The 18828-nt window shown below is 46.6% G+C and carries 18 protein-coding genes; 6 read left to right on the top strand and 12 right to left on the bottom strand.

Features of this window, described 5'->3' with window-relative positions; all coding sequences use genetic code 11:
- Positions 1-38 precede the first annotated feature (38 nt).
- From B5X68_RS19095 to B5X68_RS19080, 4 genes are read right to left on the bottom strand one after another with little or no spacing between them, the layout of a single operon-like run.
- Complete coding sequence (locus tag B5X68_RS19095) at positions 39-479, bottom strand: ester cyclase (protein WP_082216366.1); 441 nt, start codon at positions 477-479, stop codon at positions 39-41.
- A gap of 31 nt (positions 480-510) precedes the next feature.
- Complete coding sequence (locus tag B5X68_RS19090) at positions 511-1665, bottom strand: nuclear transport factor 2 family protein (RefSeq protein WP_082216365.1); 1155 nt, start codon at positions 1663-1665, stop codon at positions 511-513.
- A gap of 1 nt (position 1666) precedes the next feature.
- On the bottom strand, positions 1667-2077 hold the full coding sequence (locus B5X68_RS19085) for an ester cyclase (protein ID WP_082216364.1): 411 nt from the start codon (positions 2075-2077) through the stop codon (positions 1667-1669).
- The gene (locus tag B5X68_RS19080) at positions 2074-2937 is read right to left on the bottom strand and encodes an ester cyclase (RefSeq protein ID WP_082216363.1); all 864 of its coding nucleotides are present in this window, start codon (positions 2935-2937) and stop codon (positions 2074-2076) included. The genes B5X68_RS19085 and B5X68_RS19080 overlap by 4 nt, the downstream gene beginning before the upstream one ends.
- A gap of 332 nt (positions 2938-3269) precedes the next feature.
- Between B5X68_RS19080 and B5X68_RS19075 the strand changes: the two genes are divergently transcribed.
- Genes B5X68_RS19075 through B5X68_RS19065 form a run of 3 tightly spaced genes read left to right on the top strand, consistent with a single transcriptional unit; the run spans position 3270 to position 6015 of the window.
- Positions 3270-4205: a response regulator gene (locus B5X68_RS19075; protein WP_082216362.1), complete on the top strand. Its 936-nt coding sequence runs from the start codon at positions 3270-3272 to the stop codon at positions 4203-4205.
- Positions 4202-5245 (top strand): sensor histidine kinase, encoded by a 1044-nt coding sequence (locus B5X68_RS19070; protein WP_082216361.1) that lies wholly within the window; start codon positions 4202-4204, stop codon positions 5243-5245. The genes B5X68_RS19075 and B5X68_RS19070 overlap by 4 nt, the downstream gene beginning before the upstream one ends.
- A complete protein-coding gene (locus tag B5X68_RS19065; RefSeq protein WP_082216360.1) occupies positions 5242-6015 on the top strand; it encodes a LytR/AlgR family response regulator transcription factor in 774 nt (257 codons plus the stop codon). The genes B5X68_RS19070 and B5X68_RS19065 overlap by 4 nt, the downstream gene beginning before the upstream one ends.
- On the opposite strand, the gene B5X68_RS19060 is transcribed toward B5X68_RS19065, so the two are convergent.
- The 4 genes from B5X68_RS19060 to B5X68_RS19045 all read right to left on the bottom strand — a co-directional run bounded on the left by B5X68_RS19060 (position 6012) and on the right by B5X68_RS19045 (position 10552).
- Positions 6012-7073, bottom strand: a complete 1062-nt coding sequence (locus tag B5X68_RS19060; RefSeq protein ID WP_082216359.1) for a dihydrodipicolinate synthase family protein — start codon at positions 7071-7073, stop codon at positions 6012-6014. The genes B5X68_RS19065 and B5X68_RS19060 overlap by 4 nt on opposite strands.
- A gap of 28 nt (positions 7074-7101) precedes the next feature.
- Positions 7102-8118, bottom strand: coding sequence for an NAD-dependent epimerase/dehydratase family protein (locus tag B5X68_RS19055; RefSeq protein WP_082216358.1), 1017 nt, complete (start codon positions 8116-8118; stop codon positions 7102-7104).
- Positions 8118-9341, bottom strand: coding sequence for an Nramp family divalent metal transporter (locus B5X68_RS19050; RefSeq protein ID WP_229208488.1), 1224 nt, complete (start codon positions 9339-9341; stop codon positions 8118-8120). The genes B5X68_RS19055 and B5X68_RS19050 overlap by 1 nt, the downstream gene beginning before the upstream one ends.
- A gap of 152 nt (positions 9342-9493) precedes the next feature.
- Positions 9494-10552 (bottom strand): LacI family DNA-binding transcriptional regulator, encoded by a 1059-nt coding sequence (locus B5X68_RS19045; protein ID WP_082216356.1) that lies wholly within the window; start codon positions 10550-10552, stop codon positions 9494-9496.
- Between the two features lie 100 nt (positions 10553-10652).
- On the opposite strand from B5X68_RS19045, the gene B5X68_RS19040 reads away from it, so the two are divergent.
- Together B5X68_RS19040 and B5X68_RS19035 are read left to right on the top strand one after the other, a co-directional pair.
- A complete protein-coding gene (locus B5X68_RS19040) occupies positions 10653-11012 on the top strand; it encodes a BlaI/MecI/CopY family transcriptional regulator (protein WP_082216355.1) in 360 nt (119 codons plus the stop codon).
- Between the two features lie 23 nt (positions 11013-11035).
- Complete coding sequence (locus tag B5X68_RS19035) at positions 11036-12973, top strand: M56 family metallopeptidase (RefSeq protein WP_082216354.1); 1938 nt, start codon at positions 11036-11038, stop codon at positions 12971-12973.
- Position 12974: 1 nt separating this feature from the next.
- Here the strand turns inward: B5X68_RS19035 and B5X68_RS19030 are convergent, their stop codons facing one another.
- Positions 12975-14297 carry a Gfo/Idh/MocA family protein gene (locus B5X68_RS19030; protein WP_082216353.1) on the bottom strand — a complete coding sequence of 441 codons (1323 nt, stop codon included), beginning with the start codon at positions 14295-14297 and terminating at the stop codon, positions 12975-12977.
- Positions 14298-14439: 142 nt separating this feature from the next.
- On the opposite strand from B5X68_RS19030, the gene B5X68_RS19025 reads away from it, so the two are divergent.
- On the top strand, positions 14440-16164 hold the full coding sequence (locus tag B5X68_RS19025) for a tetratricopeptide repeat protein (protein WP_141110347.1): 1725 nt from the start codon (positions 14440-14442) through the stop codon (positions 16162-16164).
- 3 nt (positions 16165-16167) lie between these two features.
- Here the strand turns inward: B5X68_RS19025 and B5X68_RS19020 are convergent, their stop codons facing one another.
- The 3 genes from B5X68_RS19020 to B5X68_RS19010 form a co-directional block, all read right to left on the bottom strand.
- Entirely contained in the window at positions 16168-17310 is a 1143-nt protein-coding gene (locus B5X68_RS19020; protein WP_082216351.1) for an oxidoreductase, read from the bottom strand.
- Between the two features lie 77 nt (positions 17311-17387).
- Positions 17388-17993 (bottom strand): Crp/Fnr family transcriptional regulator, encoded by a 606-nt coding sequence (locus B5X68_RS19015; RefSeq protein ID WP_082216350.1) that lies wholly within the window; start codon positions 17991-17993, stop codon positions 17388-17390.
- A 50-nt stretch (positions 17994-18043) separates the two neighbouring features.
- Positions 18044-18793: an SDR family NAD(P)-dependent oxidoreductase gene (locus B5X68_RS19010; protein WP_082216349.1), complete on the bottom strand. Its 750-nt coding sequence runs from the start codon at positions 18791-18793 to the stop codon at positions 18044-18046.
- Between the last annotated feature and the right edge of the window lie 35 nt (positions 18794-18828).

Below are 18828 nucleotides of genomic sequence, written 5' to 3'. Positions count from 1 at the left end.
CTTTAAAACAATGTCGAGGAGAGTTTACGAATGCGTTATTAGTGCGCCCCAGGCGGCGGCGGAACAACGCCTAGTTGTTGCAACAAGCCAAGTTCATCCACATTCGCCCAGCGTTCTGCGATTTTCCCGTCTTTCATGCGGGCAGTTGTAGTTCCTGTTAATGTGATGGATTTTCCTGATGGAGGCATGCCCATTACGCCGCCGGTGTCTGTGCCGTTCAGTCTCCATCTGTGCACCACTTTATCGGCAACATATATCTGATCTTCAATGCTAAGCTTCGCATCCGGCATAGCGCCGCGGAACATGCCCACGATGCCTTTGAAACTGGCCGAACCCGGCTCAGTAACGGTTTTACCACCAACCTGCGAATGGTCTATCGCGTCGGATGCCAGTAAGTCTTCGCGTACAACGCCTGTATTCCAGGCTGTTTCGAAAAATTCTACACAAATCGCATTGTTTTGTTCTGCTGTAAGTGACATGCTTTCTCTTTTTTAAGGGTTAATATGCTGTTCAATTCACTGTATAAGGTCTTCCGCCCAAAAAGGCTTCAACTATTTCTGCTGTATTCACGTGGTTGTGGATCGAGGCCACTTTCCCGTCTTCATTCACGACTACAATGTGTACGACGCTCGTGTGAAACGGCATTCCGGTTGCTTTTGAAACACCCGGCTCGTCAATTACAACCGCTGCAACATTGTCCTGGTAAATCATCCTGATCGCCTTGAAATGGTCAAAACGCATGGTTTCAATGATCTGCTTCGCCGATTCCACGGCTGCAATCGGCCCAATGCGCTCACCGGCCCAGGCAATGATGTCCGGCGGACCGAACATGTGCCAAATGACATTCGGCGCGAATGCTTTTCTTATGTCTTCCGCTTTCAGTCCCTGCAATGCAACATACATGGCCCTTGCGGATTTTACAGTTGCCGGGACGTTATCAAAAACTGCTTCATCAAACACAATGTTGTCCGTTGTTCTCAGGGAAGCAATGGGCTGATTGACATAATGTTGTGAACCCGATTCATTCGCTTTCACCGTAAACGGCCTTCCGCCCTGCAATGCTTCAATGATTGGAAAAGTATCCCGGTAACATTGCAACTGAGCGATCTTTCCGTTTTTAACTCTGATCCAATGTACAACGCTGCCCGAAAACGGCACTTTGGATTTGGTTTCACCATTTGCTTCCAGCACAACCGCAACCGTATTTCCCTGAGCTACAAATCGGGTTGGATTCAGTTTTTCAAAAGCAAGTCCTTCTTTTTGTAATTCAAAAAAACGGCTTACTCCTACCCTGCCTTCCCACTTGCCTGCCCAGGCAAGAATGTCCTGCGGCCCGCCCATTTCCCATAAAATATTGTCTGCGAGAAACGTGAGAACTTCATCTATATCATTCTCTTGCAATGCTTTATAAAACCCTTTCAAGAATGGCACCGGATCCAGATCAATCGCATTGACATTTTTCAGTGAGGCCAGGATCATGAAAGAGTCGGCCAGCCTGATCAATGTGTCATTCGAATCCTGCTCAAAAACCAGGTCGTTTCTGGAAAGCTCGGGCTCATCGATAAAGAGCACGTCCGTATCCGTATCGAAATCTGAAATAATCACCGGCTTCACCGGAAGCTGCCCGCCCCTTTTTACATAATGACGGACAACTGCTTTTTCCATTTTATTGAAGCACTTTCAATTGTTGCAACAAACCCAGGCTGTCCTGGGCAACCCACATTTCAACGATCTTTCCGTTTTCAATGCGGAAAATGTCAATTCCCTGATCCTGAACTCTTATGCTTGTGGTTTCCCTTCCGAGAAAATTTCCTGTATTCGTGGCTTCGTATGACCAGCGGCTGACCACTTTGTCGCCTTCTGCAAGCTCGTCGTGTAAGGTGAAATGCACGTCCGGGAATGCGATGAGGGCTGTTTCAAACCATTTCCTTAATGTAGGTGGCTGGTGAGCCTGGCCGGGAGGAAAGTGAAAAACCACATCTTCAACCGCAATTTCGTCGAGCGTATGAATGTTCTTTTCATTCCAAAAGTCAAACCAGTAGCGGCGGACGATGGCTTTGTTTTCTTCTAATGTCATGACGGGATCGCTCCTAGTTGCTGCATTAATCCGAAGTCGTTTTCATTCACATGAACCGAAAGGATCTTACCATTTTTGATTGTGAAAATGTCAATTCCGTAGTCTTTCACGTGGTTACCGGTTGGCGGCGCTCCTAGAAATTCTCCTAAATGCGTGCCTTCAATGTTCCAGCGCGTAGCAACCTTATTGCCTTCGGCGGTCTGCCGCATTACTGTAAATTTGATGTCCGGAAATGCATTGCGCAAGTATCCGACAAAGCCTTTGAATGCGGGATATCCTGCAATTGGTTCCGGCTGTGTCGGGATAATGAAAGCAAATTCGGGATCCAGGATTTCTTCCACCACGTCCAGATTTCCCTGGCTCATAATCTCTTCAAAATATCTGGTTGCCAGTGTTTGGTTGTGTTCCAGATCAGCTTGCGCAGGCGCAGCTTCCGAAGGCAGGACGCCCAGTTGCAGCATGAGTCCAAGCGTATCTTCGTGTCCGATGGATTCGGTGATTTTGCCATCCTTAATGGTATGCCAGGTCATTCCGTCAATTTCGAAGAATTTTCCGGTTGCTTCCACATTGCCTTTTACAGTCAGCAAGGGTCCGCCGGTATGCGTTCCGCCACCTCTCCACCGGGTTACAACCCAGTCGCCGCCCGAAACCATTTCCTGCGGGTTAATGTAAAAATCGGGGAACGAGCCGTGCAGCATTTGCACAAGTCCGAAGAATCCGTCCGGACCGTGAAATGGTTCGGGGTGTGTGGGCAGCGTGAAAACGAAATCGTCTGACAAAATCTCATGAGCAACCTGCTCATTCCTGCCATTCATGATTTGATAAAAATATCGTCGAGAAAGTACTTTGTTAGCATTCATCTTTTTGACTAACCAGTTTGAAGGGTTTAAAATTTGAAACCAGATTGAGTGGGGAAAAGAACTATAATTTCTCGCCTTTGTCCCTTTTCTTTCATAAATATCCCCATAACCGGCGCTGAGACATTCAAATCTTTATTGAAACTGAAAAAAATAAAGGTGAACCTGTTGATTCCCGACTTCAAACCGACGACGTAGGGATGAGATTTTAATCGCAATATTTTTTCTAGCTATTTAGCTATAAAAGATAGTATTCTTACTACTTTAATTTGTATAATTGCAGCTGCTACACCCGCTGCCGTAAACTCCCTTAATAACTATATAAAGTTCACCTCATGAAACCCTTAAACCTCCTCATCGTTGCGATCCAGAAAGAATATCTGGCATTGCTCGAAGACTCACTCGGTTACGCCGGCTATAAGTTCAGCATCCGGCAAGTAGCTTCTAAACAATCGGCCATTGAGGCCTTTTACGAATCAAAATACGACTTACTGATTTCCAACTGTCTGCTTCCCGATGGCAAAATTACCGATCTGGCCAATGTGCTCGGAAGCCAGCTTCCCTGCCTTGTTATGACCGAAGGGCATTGCCCGGTAACGGCGGAAAGAGTGCTTGCAGTGACGGAGACGAGCTATTATATCAATTGTTCCAATAAATTGGGTTGGATCCCTGCGTTGGAAAACACCCTCGCAAAATGGAAAAATAACGCACGCAAAAAAATCGCCCAGCATAATCAAAACCACGAATCGCTTTATAAAAAGGTGCTTGCGCGGTGCGAGGATGAACTTGCTGCGAACTCGCTTTCCAATGCATTTTCATTGCTGCTGGAAGTCATGGACCTGAGCAGGATTTATTTATATATCAAAAACCAGCCCGCAACCGGCGATGCGCAGGATCTGACTTTAAAAATCGAAATTACTGCGCCCGGCGTGCCTGCCAAACATACAGCAAAAACGATCAAAAGTCCGGCCTTTAATCGTTGGAATGCGCTATTTGATGCTAAAAAACCAGTTCTGGAACCGTCTGCGAATATGACGGGCGCAGAAATCCAGTGGTTTGGCCAGCAGGATGCCCAGTCCATGCTGGCAGTTCCTGTACAGGGTAATATGGGCTGGACAGGCTTCATCGGGCTGGACGATACATTGAATAACAGGGAATGGACACAGGCGGAAATTGCCCTTATTGAGTCCGTAGCGACATTAATCCAAAAAAAGAACGCAACCTCAGGCCAAACTTCAAGAAATAGCAAATTCCTGACAAGCCTGGCATGAACCCCGACTTGAATTACCGGAACGGGATGTCATTAGGTTGGCGTCTCTGTTTCATCCTTAGCTTGTTTGCCACAATTCCGCGGCTCATTTTTGTCTGGGCATCGTTATTTGACCAGGACATGATCGGTTCGGGTGTGCTGGATATTTGCATCCAGTTCATTATCAGCTTCGAATTCTCGTGGATATTCGTCTATGTCTGCCTGCAAAACACCTACAACATTCCAAGCTGGTTCAACAGCCAGAAAACATGGGTGCAGATCGTCTTGCTCTTTGTCATGTTCATGGCGATCAACGAAATCCTTTTTCAGCTCAAACTGGCACTGGACGCCGATAACTCGGATATGCTGATTTTCAGGGTGGTGTATTACTTATACCATATTCTGTTATTGTTAGCCATTCTTGGATTCCGGAATTTTTTGCTCACAACGCAGGAAAACCATCAGATTGGACTGGAAAATGAGCAACTTAAACGCGAGCAGCTCAAAGCGCAGCTGGAAGCATTGCAAAATCAGCTGAACCCCCATTTTCTGTTCAATGCGCTAAATATCCTGAATATTTCCATTGCCACTAACCCCGATCAGGCGCAGCGCATCGTGCTTGATCTTTCGGACATTCTGAGATACAACCTGAAAGTCCAGAACCAAAGTCTGATCCTGCTCAAAGACGAGTTGGACGCTGCCCGCGCCTATCTTGACCTTTACAAAGCGAGATTTGGCGGAAAACTGGCTTTCTGTTTTCATGATATCGAAACGGCCAGAAATTGGTATATCATTCCACTGTCCCTGCAGATACTAATCGAGAACGCGATCAAGCATAATGTGATCACTTCCAACCAGATATTGATGATAGAGCTTCGGCTGAATGAGCAGGAAAAGCAGATTACTGTTTCCAACTCCGTCAACAAGAAAAATTCGCCAGGAACCGGGATAGGCCTGCAAAACCTGGACAAGCGCTATAAAATCCAGACCGGCCAAAAACCATTATTGCTAGAAGATGAACAGCATTTTACAGTAAAAGTCCCATTGATTGAAGCTCCATGACCAAAATCCTTATCATTGAAGACGAGCAGCCGGCGGGCCAGTATTTGACGCAATTGATTCAAAAGATAGACCCGAAAACCGAAATCCTGAATGTGCTGGAAAGTGTGGAAACGGCCGTTGAATGGTTGAGCAACAACCCCGTCCCGGACCTCATCTTCCTGGATGTGCAGCTGGGTGACGGCACTTGTTTTCAGATTTTTGAGCAAATTTCAATTGGCTGCCCTGTCATTTTCACCACTGCGCACGACGAATATGCAATGCGTGCTTTCAAGCTCAACAGCATTGATTATCTGCTCAAACCCATCCGCCAGGAAGCATTGCAGTTCAGCCTCGAAAAATATTATCAACTCAATGAGGAAAATGCGATCAGCAAAGTAAAATACCTGGAAGAGCTGATGCATACCCAGATCCTGAACCGTAGAAGTCCACGCAGAAGCTTCCTGGTTCCCTACCGTGACAAACTGATCCCGCTAAAAGATTCAGATTTTGCTTGGTTAACCATTAAAAACGGCGTGGTGGTTGCCACTTTGCATGACGACAAGAATTTTGTTGTAGATAAATCCCTCGAAGAACTTGAAAATCAGCTTGATACTACCAATTTTTTCAGAGCAAACCGGCAGTTTATCATTTCCAGGGAATGCATTTCGGAAATTGAATTGTATTTCAACGGCAGGTTGCTTGTCCGCACGGCGCCATCGTCGGCAAACCAGATTTTAATTAGCAAAGAGCGTGTTCCGGTATTCAAAAAATGGTTTGAGGAATTATCTTAAACTACTTTAACATGCTGCGCTAAAAAATTACTAACAAACTCATCATCAATCAAATGGGGATAAGCCTGCGTAACGCGGGTGATTTCCTCAGCCTGTCCGGGTGAAAGCGCTTCGCTCGGGTTCAGGGTCCAGATCCCTTCCATTAAGCCCTGCCGTTTCAGCACTTCGTGTACGCCCGTAATGCATCCGTGAAAGTTGTGTGCAGGATCGAAAATGGCTGCATTCATATCCGTAACCTCGATGTTCATGCGTAAAATATCCGCTGCATTGGCATGCTCGTTCTTGACAAATTCTTTTGCCGCTGCAAGCACCTTAACCGCCTTTTCTGTCCAAACCGCCCAGTGTCCAAGTAAGCCGCCAACAAATGTTTTTTCGATGATCTTTCCGTTTACCTCAAACCGGTAAGGAGTGATCAGATCGGCTACAATGTTGTCGTCGTTGCCTGTGTAGAGTGCAATTTCGTTTACCCTTGAACTGTTGCACACAGCACGTACAACGTCTAACGTCTGATAACGGTTAAATGCGGCAATTTTGATCGCGAGCACATTTGGGATCTCGGCAAACCGCTGCCAGAAATCATAAGAATAAACCCTCCCGCCAATTGCCGCTTGCAGATAGAATCCAAAAACAGGGATAATTTCAGCTACTGCTTTGATGTGCGCAATAATGTCCGCTTCCGATTGATTTTTGAATGCGGCCATGCTCACCAGTCCCAGATCGTAACCATATTTCACAGCAATGTTCGCCTCCTTCAACGCCTGTTCGGTAAGGCCTACAACGCCTGCAACTTTAATGAACGGTCGATGCAGAGCTGCAAGATCAATCTCCTCAGCCGCAATCCGGAGCACAGTTTCATACAAATCCACTTCCGGATCGCGGATCTCAAACTGTGTTGTATGCACACCAATGGCAATTCCCCCTGCCCCACTGGCCATATAATATCGGGTCAAACCGCGTTGCCTGGGCTCGTCCAGCTGCAAATTTTGCTGCAAAGCTAGCGGGTGCGCCGGGATCACCGTTCCTTCAAACAACAGTTTTTTAGTCTCTGTATTAAGCATTTCTACCTTGTTTTTTATTCTGAATCTCTCAAAACTGCCCTTTTCTTTCCTGAAAATGAGTAGGCTTGTTAATCGTTTTTCCCCCTTCCTGCAACCATTGCGCAGTGATTTCTATCATTTGCTTCAAAGTCGTTCGAGGGTAGCCGAACAACCGGAATGATTCCGCCGCATTGCTTAATAATGCTGTGGGTTGTTCTTCATTTACAAACTGAGGTTCGGTGTTAAATATACGTCCGAACTCCGCGGCCAGCCAGCGAAGCGAAACGGTCTCTGGACCGGTAATGTTCAGGATTTTTGATGGAGCTTCGCAATGCAGCAGTGAGCGGATCGCCATTTCGTTTGCATCGCCCTGCCAGATCACATTCACATGCCCCGTGCGCAAGTCCACAGGTTTGCCTGCAAGCACAGATTTTGCGACTTCCAGCAAAACACCGTATTTGAAATCAATGGCATAATTCAATCTGTAAATCAAGAGCGGCGTGCCGTGGACTGACGAAAAATATTGAAACAAGCGCTCCCTTCCCAGGCAAGATTGGCCATATTCACCCACCGGATCGGCCCTCAGGTCCTCTGTCGCGCCGCCAGAGGCCACCGTTGTGAACGGATACACATTGCCCGTTGAATAGACAACGATTTTGGAATTCTTGAATTTCTCCGCAACCCGGCCCGGAAGATATGTGTTCATGGCCCAGGTGTACGGCTCATTGTTGGATGTGCCGAATTTCGTTCCCGCCAGATAAAGGATATTTTCAACCTCAGGCAATGCTTGTAACGCCGCATCATTCAGGATGTTGGCAGCAATTGTTTCAATGCCTGCCGCATTCAATTCGTCCGCTAACCCTTCCTCACTGAACCGGGAAACCCCGATCACACGCTTATCCAGGCCAGCTTGGTCGATGGCTTGCTTTGCCAGTTTCGCAATGCTCGGCCCGATCTTGCCGCCTGCTCCCAGGATCAGGATATCGCCTTTTATTTGCTTGATATCCTCAACTAAGGCATGTGACGGGCTCAGCCACTTTTTTTCCAAAACTTCAAAATCAGTCATTATTTAAAAAGCGGATTGTTGAAAAATAATTCTTTACTATTAATGATCGCCAACGCGAAAATGATGACGAGACCTACGCCGGCAACTACTTTTACGAGCGGGCTATTGACTTTTTCACCCATAATCTCTTTATCATTCGCCACCATATAAAGTGCTGTTCCAATAAACGGGACAACGAAAATGGTCACGCTTTGTGCAAACACGATCAGTTCCAGGGGCAGCTTGCCGAACCTGACAGCAATGCCCGCACCGAACACCATGACCAGTGCAACCAGATAACGCACTGATTTGGCACTAAAATTACTTCCTAATCCAAGCGCATCACCCAGTAATGTGCCACCCACGGAAGCGTTCCCGATCAATGAAGAAAAGGCCGCGCCAAACAGTCCCACCAGGAAAAGCGTGGATGCATTGTTACCGAAAAGTGGTTCCAGCGCCTTGGCCATATCCGTCGCAGAATTAACGGCGATGCCTTTGGGATGCAGGATTGCCGCGGAGCAAATGATCACAATCGCGCACATCACACCCAGCACAATGATGCCTGTTACACTGTCGTTTCGGCCATTTCGCACTTCCGGCCTTACCCGAATGCGTTCCTGAATGAGGTAACATTGATATAGTGCACCCACAATTGAGAAGCAGGAAGCCACGAATGCAATGATCAAACCCTGCGACCCTTCGGGGATAACCGGCGTTGTAAAGCCCTTAAAAACCTCGGAAGCGTCCGGTTTTGCCCAGAAGAATGTAGTTATAAAAGAAAATAACATCATGAAAATCAGGAAGATCATTGTCTTTTCGAGCACAGAATAGAAGCTTCGGAAAAAGAGCAGACTTATTCCGACCAGATTGAAAAAGATGATCCAGGGAACAGGCGAAGTATGATAAAGCTCTCCCACCGAAATGCCCACACCAATGGAGTTGCCAGCCTGAAACGAAGTGCTGACCAGGAAAACGCCAATGCCCATAGCAAATGATGCCGGTTTCCCCCACTTCTGCCTCACTGTTGATAGCAGCGACTGGTTCGTTGCAATGCCGATCCGGGTCGACATGGCTGTGAAAACGGCCATGAAAAGGATCGCTGCGATCACGATCCAAAGCAGCGAATAACCATAAACTGCTCCAAGCTTGGAAGTAATGGTCATTTTGCTGGGTCCGAAAACCAATGCGGCAGTGATCATTCCCGGTCCGAGCGAACGAAGCCATTTGACAATGTTGTCTTTCACAATTTTGGAGTTTATAGGGTTCTGGCCTGACGAGCTTAAACGCTAATAAATGTAACGGGCACGTGCCCGTAAATATAGAAAAGAAATATTGAACAATGGTAGCATGCCGATGAATAAAGTTGCCTAACCTGATGTGAGCACTTTATCCGAATCTAATTTTGATAAAACTCGTAATTTTCTTTCGTTACAATATCGATCGGCATGTAACTTAATCTGGAAACAGTGGAATTCATCACCAGGGTTTGATAAAGCGCCATAATCCCGCGATAAGCCTGGTCTTCCGGCCGGTGGCATATCAGAAAATCAATTACATTGTTTTCGAGATATTTCACATTGTCTTTTACAAAATCATAACCGATCAAGGAAACTTCCGTCCGGTGACTGTTTTTGAGAAAAGAAGCGACCGTGTTTACGCGTGAGTTGGTGACAAAGGCAGCCCCAATGTCTTTGTTGAGATGAAAAACATAGGTAAGGTGGCGTGCAACCGACTGATAATCTGTTTCATGAATGTCAATACGGACGATTTCGTTTGGATTATGGTTATCCGAAAAGTAAGCCCTGAAGCCTGCTTCAATGGTTTCATAATTGAAGTTGTCGATTTCCTTGGAAATATTAATGATCAGCACTTTCTTTTCGGGTTGCAGCCTGTAAGTAAGCAACTTCGCTCCCACGTAACCGCTCTTATACAGGTGCGGACCAATGTAAGACAGGCTTTTCAATTCCGGGATATCCGAATCAATGAATACGAAGGGGATTTTGCGCTGGCTGCATTCCTTTGCAAATTCCTGCGTTTCTGTCACAAATGAAGGCGCAATCAAGATGCCATGCACATCCAGTTCCAGGATTTCACGGGCTTTCTGAACATAAGTATCCTTGTTATTAAGGTCAAAGAAAAAGGTAAGCGTCTGGATGCCATACTGCCTGATTTCGGCCTCCGCCCGGCGCACACCGTTCAAGGGCGCTTCCCAGAAATCAGTCTCCTCGGAAACCTGGGGAATCAGGATCGCCAGCGTAATGATTTTTTTGGATGCGAGCCTGCTGGCCAGGATGTTAGGCTGATAATCAAGCTCCTTAATGATGTCATTGATCCGCTTCTTCGTCTTTTCCGAAACCCCCGTCCGATTATGCAGCACGCGGTCTACTGTGGCAGTGGATACGTTGGCCCTCCTCGCAATTTCCCGCACTCCAAACAAAGTATTCTCTTTTTCCATCAAGGGTTTAAGTTTGACATTAACGGGGTAAATATAAAATATTAGGAAACACTTTGAATTCACTACGACATATTCGTAGATTTACGAAAACATCGTAGATATGGAAAAATTAACGCAACAGGAAGAAGACGCGATGCAGGCGATCTGGAAGACGGGCGAAGGAAGCGTCAAATCTTTTATGGCAGCACTCAACGGAGCCGTGCCACCATACACCACACTTGCCTCCACGGTTAAAAACCTCGAAAAGAAGGGTTATGTGCAAAGCCGCCTGATCGGAAATGCCTATCTATATGCCTCGGCGATCACAGAAGAAGCTTATAAACAGCGGTTTATGGGAAATGTTGTTAAGGACTATTTCGAAGATTCTTATAAAGAGCTTGTAAGCTTTTTTGTAAAAAAGAATAAGATCTCGACTGAGGAATTGAAAGAAATCATCGGATTAATAGAAGGTGAAAAATAGTCGGTTTTAAACATATCTGAACCATGACCGAATTGCCTGATTATCTCATCAAACTGTCTGTCGGACTGGCAGTTGCGTACATTTTTTATTTCGCAGTGCTGCGGAAGCTCACGTTTTACACTTGGAACCGTTGGTATTTGCTGCTGTATTCCATGCTGGCGTTTTTTATTCCGTTTATTGATGTCGGCAGGCTTGTGCCGAAAGAAAAATTGACCTATCAGGAGATTGACACTAGATTGCCGCGGCTCGATAACTTCCTAAGTCAGATTTATGAGGAGGCCGCGCTGCCCAGTTCGCCGGCTCCGGAAGAACCGGTTAACTGGCTCCTGATCGTGTTAGTAACGGGAATCGTTGTGATGACGGGCCGGCTGTGCCTTAATTTCTACTTTTACACGCGTATAAAACGCGAAGCGCATCTTGTTTCTGAGGATGACATCAAGCTATATCACGTGGATCGTGAGATCTTTCCATTTTCGTTTGGCAATGCGGTTTTTATCAATCCAACCTTGCATTCCGATGACGATCTGGAAAAAATTATCCTGCATGAATACGTTCATGTCCAGCAAAAACATACGTTTGATAACATTTGGGCCGAGATCATTTGCATTCTCAACTGGTATAATCCGTTTGCATGGCTAATCCGCTATTCAATCCGGCAAAATCTTGAATACATTGCAGATGACCAGGTATTGAGGCACAATGTGGACGTCAAAAAATATCAATATCTGTTGCTCAAAGTCACCGGCGTACCCGAATACCGGCTGACTAGTCAATTCAATTTCCCTTCGCTGAAACAACGGATCATGATGATGAACAAGGCCAGAACGCCGAAAATTTATCTGATCCGCTTCTTATTCCTGGCCCCGTTGATCATCGCACTGCTCGTTGCATTCCGGCCTGACCTGGATCGGCTGCAAATGATCAGTGGTAATCACGCTGTGATGCACCGAGGTGGCAAATCCAAGCCGCGCTTGACGCAACCGAAAGACAGCTATGCCTATTGCGCAGGAGTTATTCTGGACGCGGCAACCAGAAAGCCGATTGGGGATGCGCAATTAGAGCTGGTTGCCGGGGGAAGTGTTGTTAAGATCTTACGCACAGATCGGGACGGTTATTTTTACAGTGATTTGAAAGCAGCCCCTGTCAGCGGAAAGCACCTCCTTTATTCAATCAGCCTCCTGCATCCGGAGCACCCCGATTTGGTAAGTGAATTTCATGCGGGCGATTTCAATTCGGGTTACGGACGCGTTTCCGTACGCTTTCTATCTGCTAAAAAAGATTCTACCATTAGGGGTTACTACTATGCGCCAAAACATCAAAAGTTCCATAATACAACTGATTCAGAACAAGTTAACAAGAATGTCAAAGAATATTTAACTAGTCTTTTGCCAAATTATCAGGCAGAAATTCAATTGATAGCGGATTTCAAAAAATATCACCCGTTTCCAAAAAATGTCCTTATCAAATTCAAAAATGGTTATTTCGACAGAAGCAAAGAATTGGTTGGATATGAAGGTGTTACCGAACTTTACCTGGACGGCCAAAAAGCGACATACGAAGAAATTAATGAGGCTTTCAGATCATCTCCGTTTTTGCTGAGCGATACAAGACTTTCCAAAGAATGGGGAGATGACCGCACATACGCAAAGTTGAAATTCCTTACATTCCCATTATATAAGGACCCGCCGCCGGCACATCTGTTAGCCGGGAATGTGGAAGTCAAGAATCTGTCGGCATTTGACATTTCGGTCCTGGACAAAGAAGCCTATTTTCTAGACGGATTCCGGCAGGTGTTTGGTGTAGGAAGCAACATCAAACCGCCTAAAAGCGAGATTAAGCGAGTGGTTTTATTCAAAGGCAGACTAGCCCGCTATTATGATCCCAAACTGGAAAAAGTGTGGTGGATAGAAACCAGGCCGGAAAATGAAGTATTTGGCCGGCCTGATCTTGCGCAAAAATAATTCATCCCAATTCCGGCTCGGGCCCGTGCAATGCCGCATTGGTCTGGCTTGAATTGATCTTCACCGGCTTGCCATCGCGCGCGGACTTATAAATGGCTTCCATGATAATATGATCCTGCAAACCCTCCTCTCCTGGTGTAAACGGCTTTTTATTGTTGATAATACAGTCCGAAAAATGATCCATTTCAGTGGCGAATTGGTTTGTTTCTGCCAGGCCTATGTCCTGTTGCAGTTCCATACGGCCATCAGCTTTGGCTTGGGACAATTTTTGCCCTTTATAAGCGTAAGCTTTGTCCATATTCAGCCAGCCCTTCTCGCATAGAACCCGGTAATGGCGGCTTTCGTGGACATTGTAATGTGTTGTACAATTGGCGATTATCCCGTTCGAAAAACGCATTTGCCAGGAAACAACTTCTTCTACCTCGGTAAAGAGCGGGTTGCCCGGCGTGCTGTATTGATAAGCAAAAACCTCGGTCGGTTCTTCGCCCAGGATAAAGCGTGTGGTGTTCAGGCAATATATACCGATATCCGGCAACACGCCACCGCCGGCAAGTTTCAGTTTATGCCGCCAGTGATCCGGGTTCGCCGTGCTCTGGCAGTTGGAGGCTTCTACCATTTTCACCTCGCCAAATTCCTTTTTTTGTAAAATCTCTCTCAACTTACGGTTATGGGGCTGATACTGAATCCGGTAAGCCACCATTAACTTCACGTTTGCTTTATTGCACGCGGCGATCATTTCCTTACATTCCTCGGCCGTATTCGCCATTGGCTTTTCACACAAAATATGTTTTCCAGCCCTAGCGCCACGTATGACATACTCCTTATGCAACCCGTTTGGCAAAACAATGTAAATCACGTCCACTTCCTTGTTATCCTTCAACTGGTCATAGGTTTCGTAACTGTAACAGCTCTCCGTTTTGAGGCCATATTGCGCCGCTACTTTTTTCATTTTTTCAGGACTTCCGCTCACAAGTGCCGCCAGCTTCGATTTTTTGCACGTCCCTAACGCCGGAAGAATTTCTTCCAGAGACAGGTGCCCCAATCCAACCACCGCATATCCTACCCGTTGGTCGGGAGGCAATGGCGTGGGAGTTGGCGCACTTTGCTGGTCGTATTCCGACTTCCACTTCTCCAAAACGATGGGATCTTCCGGTTTTGCCGGGACTCTCGCTGGCGGTGATGTGGCTTTCAGGGGAGTTTGAGCCAATGCATTTTCAGTGCTTTGGATCGCCAGGCCGCTCATGGCTCCAATGGCTGCATATCTGCCGGTTAATGTTAAAAAGCTCTTTCGCGAAATTGGCTGGGCTTGTACCTGTTCTCTCATTTTTCAGTTTGTTGATAGTTTTTCAAAAGCCTGATGAAGGCAATTATCGTACCGCACAGCCACAAAATGCCCCTCCTATAATCGGAAAAAGAAATAATCGCTTTATATTTAAATAATCCGTCCGGCACATTCTCCATTTGAAATGAAAAACATATTTCCCTCTTTACTGTTGCTCCCAGTCATAGTAATGGCTGCTCTCCTGCTTCGGTTCAACGCTTTTGTTACTTTCGAATCAAAAAATCCTGAGCAGAACAGCATTGCCTTGTGCGGTGCAGTCCCCGATTCGGATATGCGGGCCGCCGCTAACGGAAAATACATTTCGGCTATGCCGGGCTGGGGAAATTATTCTTATCCGATCTCGACAAAAAACGATAGCGTTCAGTTTTATTTCAACCAGGGGCTGACCATGTATTACAGTTATCACATGAAGGAATCGCTGGCCTCTTTTCAGGAAGCGGCCCGGCTGGAACCGGAATGTGCGATGGCTTATTGGGGACAGGCGTTGGCTATGGGGCCTTATTATAATGCAGCTCACTTGTATAAAAAACCGGAAAATATTCCGTCTGTTTTGAAGCAAATGAACCAGTTCAGTGACAAGACAAGCAAAAAGGAACAGGCCTTGATCGCCGTCATGAACCAGCGTTATTCAGCAGATGTCTCGGACGCAGACAGAAAAGCGCTTAATGTTACCTATGCCGGCAAAACGCGTGAGCTAATCACACAATTCCCGGAGGATCAAGACATTAAAATGCTGTTCGTTGACGCGGTCATGCTCAATCATGCGTGGGATTTTTGGAATAACGATGGCACGCCCAAAGCCTGGACGAATGAAGTGGTTAACCTCAGCGAAAAGGTCTTGAAAGTAAATCCAAACCATCCGGCGGCTTTGCATTATCATATTCACTTAACGGAAGCATCGCGGAATCCCGAAGTGGCGCTGCCGAATGCGGATAAATTGAGGGATCAACTGCCTGGTGTCGCGCATATGGTGCATATGTCCAGTCATGAGTATGAGCGAAATGGCTTTTTCCTGAAAGGCGTGGACGTGAATGATCGCGCAGATGCAGCTTTGCTCAAATATGATTCTCTGGCCAAAAACCTGGGTCTGGTGAAGCACAGTCCGCATTATTTCGCTGTTCAAACTTATTGTGCCATGAGTGCAGGGCTATATAAGACGGGCATGCTTGCGGCTACCCGTCTGAGAAAATCGGTGGCGCCAGTTCACGAAAATCCATACGATCAATATCTTTTCATGCTGCCCGAATTGACGCTGGTAAGGCTAGGAAAATGGGACGAAATATTAAAAGACACCACCAAACTGGACCCGAAATGGACATATGCGACTTTGCTCCGCAATTTCGCAAGAGGAATGGCCTATTTGAATACCGGCGCTACCGACAAGGCCAAAGTTGAACTAAGCGCTCTTTTGGAAAAAGCCAAAGACCCGATACTAACCAAGAGACGCGTTCCTTTTAATTCATTTACGCCCATTGCAAATATTGCCGGGGAAATTTTGACCGCCGCCATCGCTTTTGATGACAAAAGATATGAGGAAACCATTGCCAGTCTGAACAAGGCGATTGCGATCGAAGATGGGCTTATTTACACAGAGCCAAACGACTGGCCGATTCCTGCACGCCAGTTTTTGGGTGCTTATTTGATAAAGATGAACAAACCAGCAGTTGCCGAGAAAGTATACCGGGAAGATCTGATGTGGAATCCCGGCAACGGCTGGTCTGCCATTGGCTTAGCCCAAAGCCTGAAAGCGCAGAAAAAAACGAAGGAACTTGCGAAAATCGAAAGCGCTTACAAGCAATCTTTTTCAACTGCGGAACAGCTCCCGACCGGCTCTGTTTTCCTGCGCTAACATTTAGGCCAAAAGTCTCGACGCGGCTTGATGCTTATATTGAGTCAAAACCTGCTCCGTATGCTTTAATGTTAAACTCGGTTTGATCAGATCTTTGAAAAAAGGAATCGTTTGCTCGCCTTTCAAAATGCGGTTTGGCCAGTCGGGATTGGCGATTGCAGCACGACCGATAGAAACCAAGTCTGCCTGATCGCTTGCAATCAGTGATTCAGCAAATGCAACGTCATGTAATCCGCCGTTGGCAATGATAGGGATTTGAGTCAGCTTTTTGGCAATTCCTGTTGAGGATGATCCATCGGCATAAAGGCTTTCTCTTTTCCATGAACCGCCTTCGGAAGCAATGTGAAAGTAATCAGGCTTGATTTCACTCAAAACTTCGAAGATTTCCGTCGCTGTTTGTGAGCCGCCGGGCCACCTGTATTTGAGATCATTTACTTTGCTTTCGGATAACCGGATGCCAATAATAAAATCGGCTGGCAATGCATCACGGATCGCCTGATAAACCTCCATCAAAAACCGCAGCCGGTTGCGCACATTGCCACCATACTGATCCGTCCGCAAATTGGTGTGCTCCGTCACAAATTGATCAAACAGATAACCATTGGCTGCGTGGATCTCAATACCATCAAAACCTGCCTCGCGGGACAGTGTTGCAGCACGGACGTAGCCATCCTTAACCGCCTCGAAATCTGCAAATTGCATAGGCTTAGGCATTGGAAACGGCCCTTTCGAGCCGCCCAACTCCGTTGACCGTTCTCCTATCGGCTGCACAGCCGAGGGTGCAATGTTCTCGTCTTGCAACTGCCCCAGTGCACCGGCATGCATCAATTGGTTGATAAAAATTGTCTGATAACGATGGACTTCTTCCGTGACTTTTTTCCAACCCAGCATTTGCGCTGCATTGGTAATTCCCGGTTGGTTCAGGTCCGACTGGCTGAATAAATCGTCCGTATAAGTGCCTTCTGAGATGATCATTCCAAAGCCCCCTTCTGCAAATGCTGCGTAGTAACTGGCCATTTCCGGTGTGGGAATGCCTTCTGACGAAGCGCTTTTCCTGGTTAAAGGTGCAACCACGAGCCGGTTGCTCAATGTACGTCCTCCATAGAGCGTGATGTGGTCAAATAAGCTGCTTTGTTTCATTTCCATAGCTTGTTTTTTTGATACAAAGCTATGGCCCGGCTCCGCCGGCGGACGTATAATTAATTTAATAAAAAGCCTTAAACTTATTTAATATCGGGACGCGACAAGCTCTTCCTGATCTGGCTCAGGAACACCGGCGTGATGCCCAGATAAGAAGCAATGTATTTTTGCGGCATCCTTTGTTCGAGGTTGGGATATTTTTGAATTAGTGCTTCATAACGCTCTGCGCCACTCATAGAAATGGAGTTTAAAATACGCTGGTTCTGTGCAATACCCGATTTTTCATCCATAATCCGCCAATATCTTTCAAAAACCGGAATATCGAGATAGAGCTGGTCAAGGCTTGCTTTATCGATCTGTAATAATGTTGAAGGTTCCAGGGCCACAATGTTGCGGGTAGCCGGAACGCGCATAAGAAAACTGGTAGAATCTGTGATCCACCAGTCTTCAAAAGCAAAATGCAAAGTATGGTCGTTGCCTTTTTCATCCATGTAAAAGGAGCGCAAAAAGCCTTTGCAAACGTAACTTTCGTGATTGCAAATGTCGCCCTGCTGCACCAGATACTGCCTGGGAAGTAAGTGCCGGACGGTCAATAAGGAGCAAAAATAGCGCTGCTCCTCTTCCGTCAGACTTATCCGCTGCGAAGCGTGATGAAGGATTAACTTGTACAGGTCTTCCGTTTTTTCCAATTTCTAGCTTTCAATGTGTGCTAAAATATTAAAAAACGAGCAAAGATCCGTTACGCAAGCGTCCCTCCGTCGATAGTAATAACTGAGCCGGTTGTGTAACCATTGTCCGGACTTGCCAGAAAAGCCACCGCTGCCGCGATATGTTCGGGTTTACCATAACGGGGAATGGCCATCATACTGCGCTGAAAATCAGACGATTCGTTACTCTCCGAGTCCGAGGGATTCATATCCGTGTCTACGGGACCAGGTTGAATAAGGTTTACCGTAATGTCTTTTGCTCCCAGATCCCGTGAGAGTCCCTTGGTGAAGCCAACCAGTGCGGACTTGCTCATGGAATAAAGCGTGGATTGCACAGACGCCGATCTTTCGGCCATGTTACTGCCAATGGTGATGATCCTGCCATTGTTTTCCATTTTCCTGGAAGCCGCCAGACATGCTTCAAACACAGATTTGACATTAATGTTCATGATCTCGTCATAATCCGCGAGCGTGTGGTCCTCAAAAGGTTTGCCAACATAAATCCCGGCGCTGTTCACCAGAATATCGAGCCGCCCGAAATGTGCGATCGCTTGGTCTATTGCGGCAGTTACAGCTCCTTCCCGGGCATTATCGGCTTGCAAAGCGAGTGCCGCCAAGCCATTTCCGGCGAGTTCAGCAATCAGTGCGTCAGCCTTTTCTTTTCCGTTTACATAGGTAAAAGCGACCTTCGCGCCATCAGCTGCCAGCCGTCTTACTATTCCTGCGCCGATGCCCCGGCTTCCGCCGGTCACAAAAGCGACCTTGTTTGTTAAGTTTTGCATGCGTTTCAATTGTTAAATACTTTTGCAAAACTAGC

It is taken from the genome of Dyadobacter psychrophilus (assembly GCF_900167945.1).
Classification (GTDB): Bacteria; Bacteroidota; Bacteroidia; order Cytophagales; family Spirosomataceae; genus Dyadobacter; species Dyadobacter psychrophilus.
Note: the sequence above shows the minus strand (reverse complement) of the source record. Positions and strands in the feature narration are given on the sequence as shown.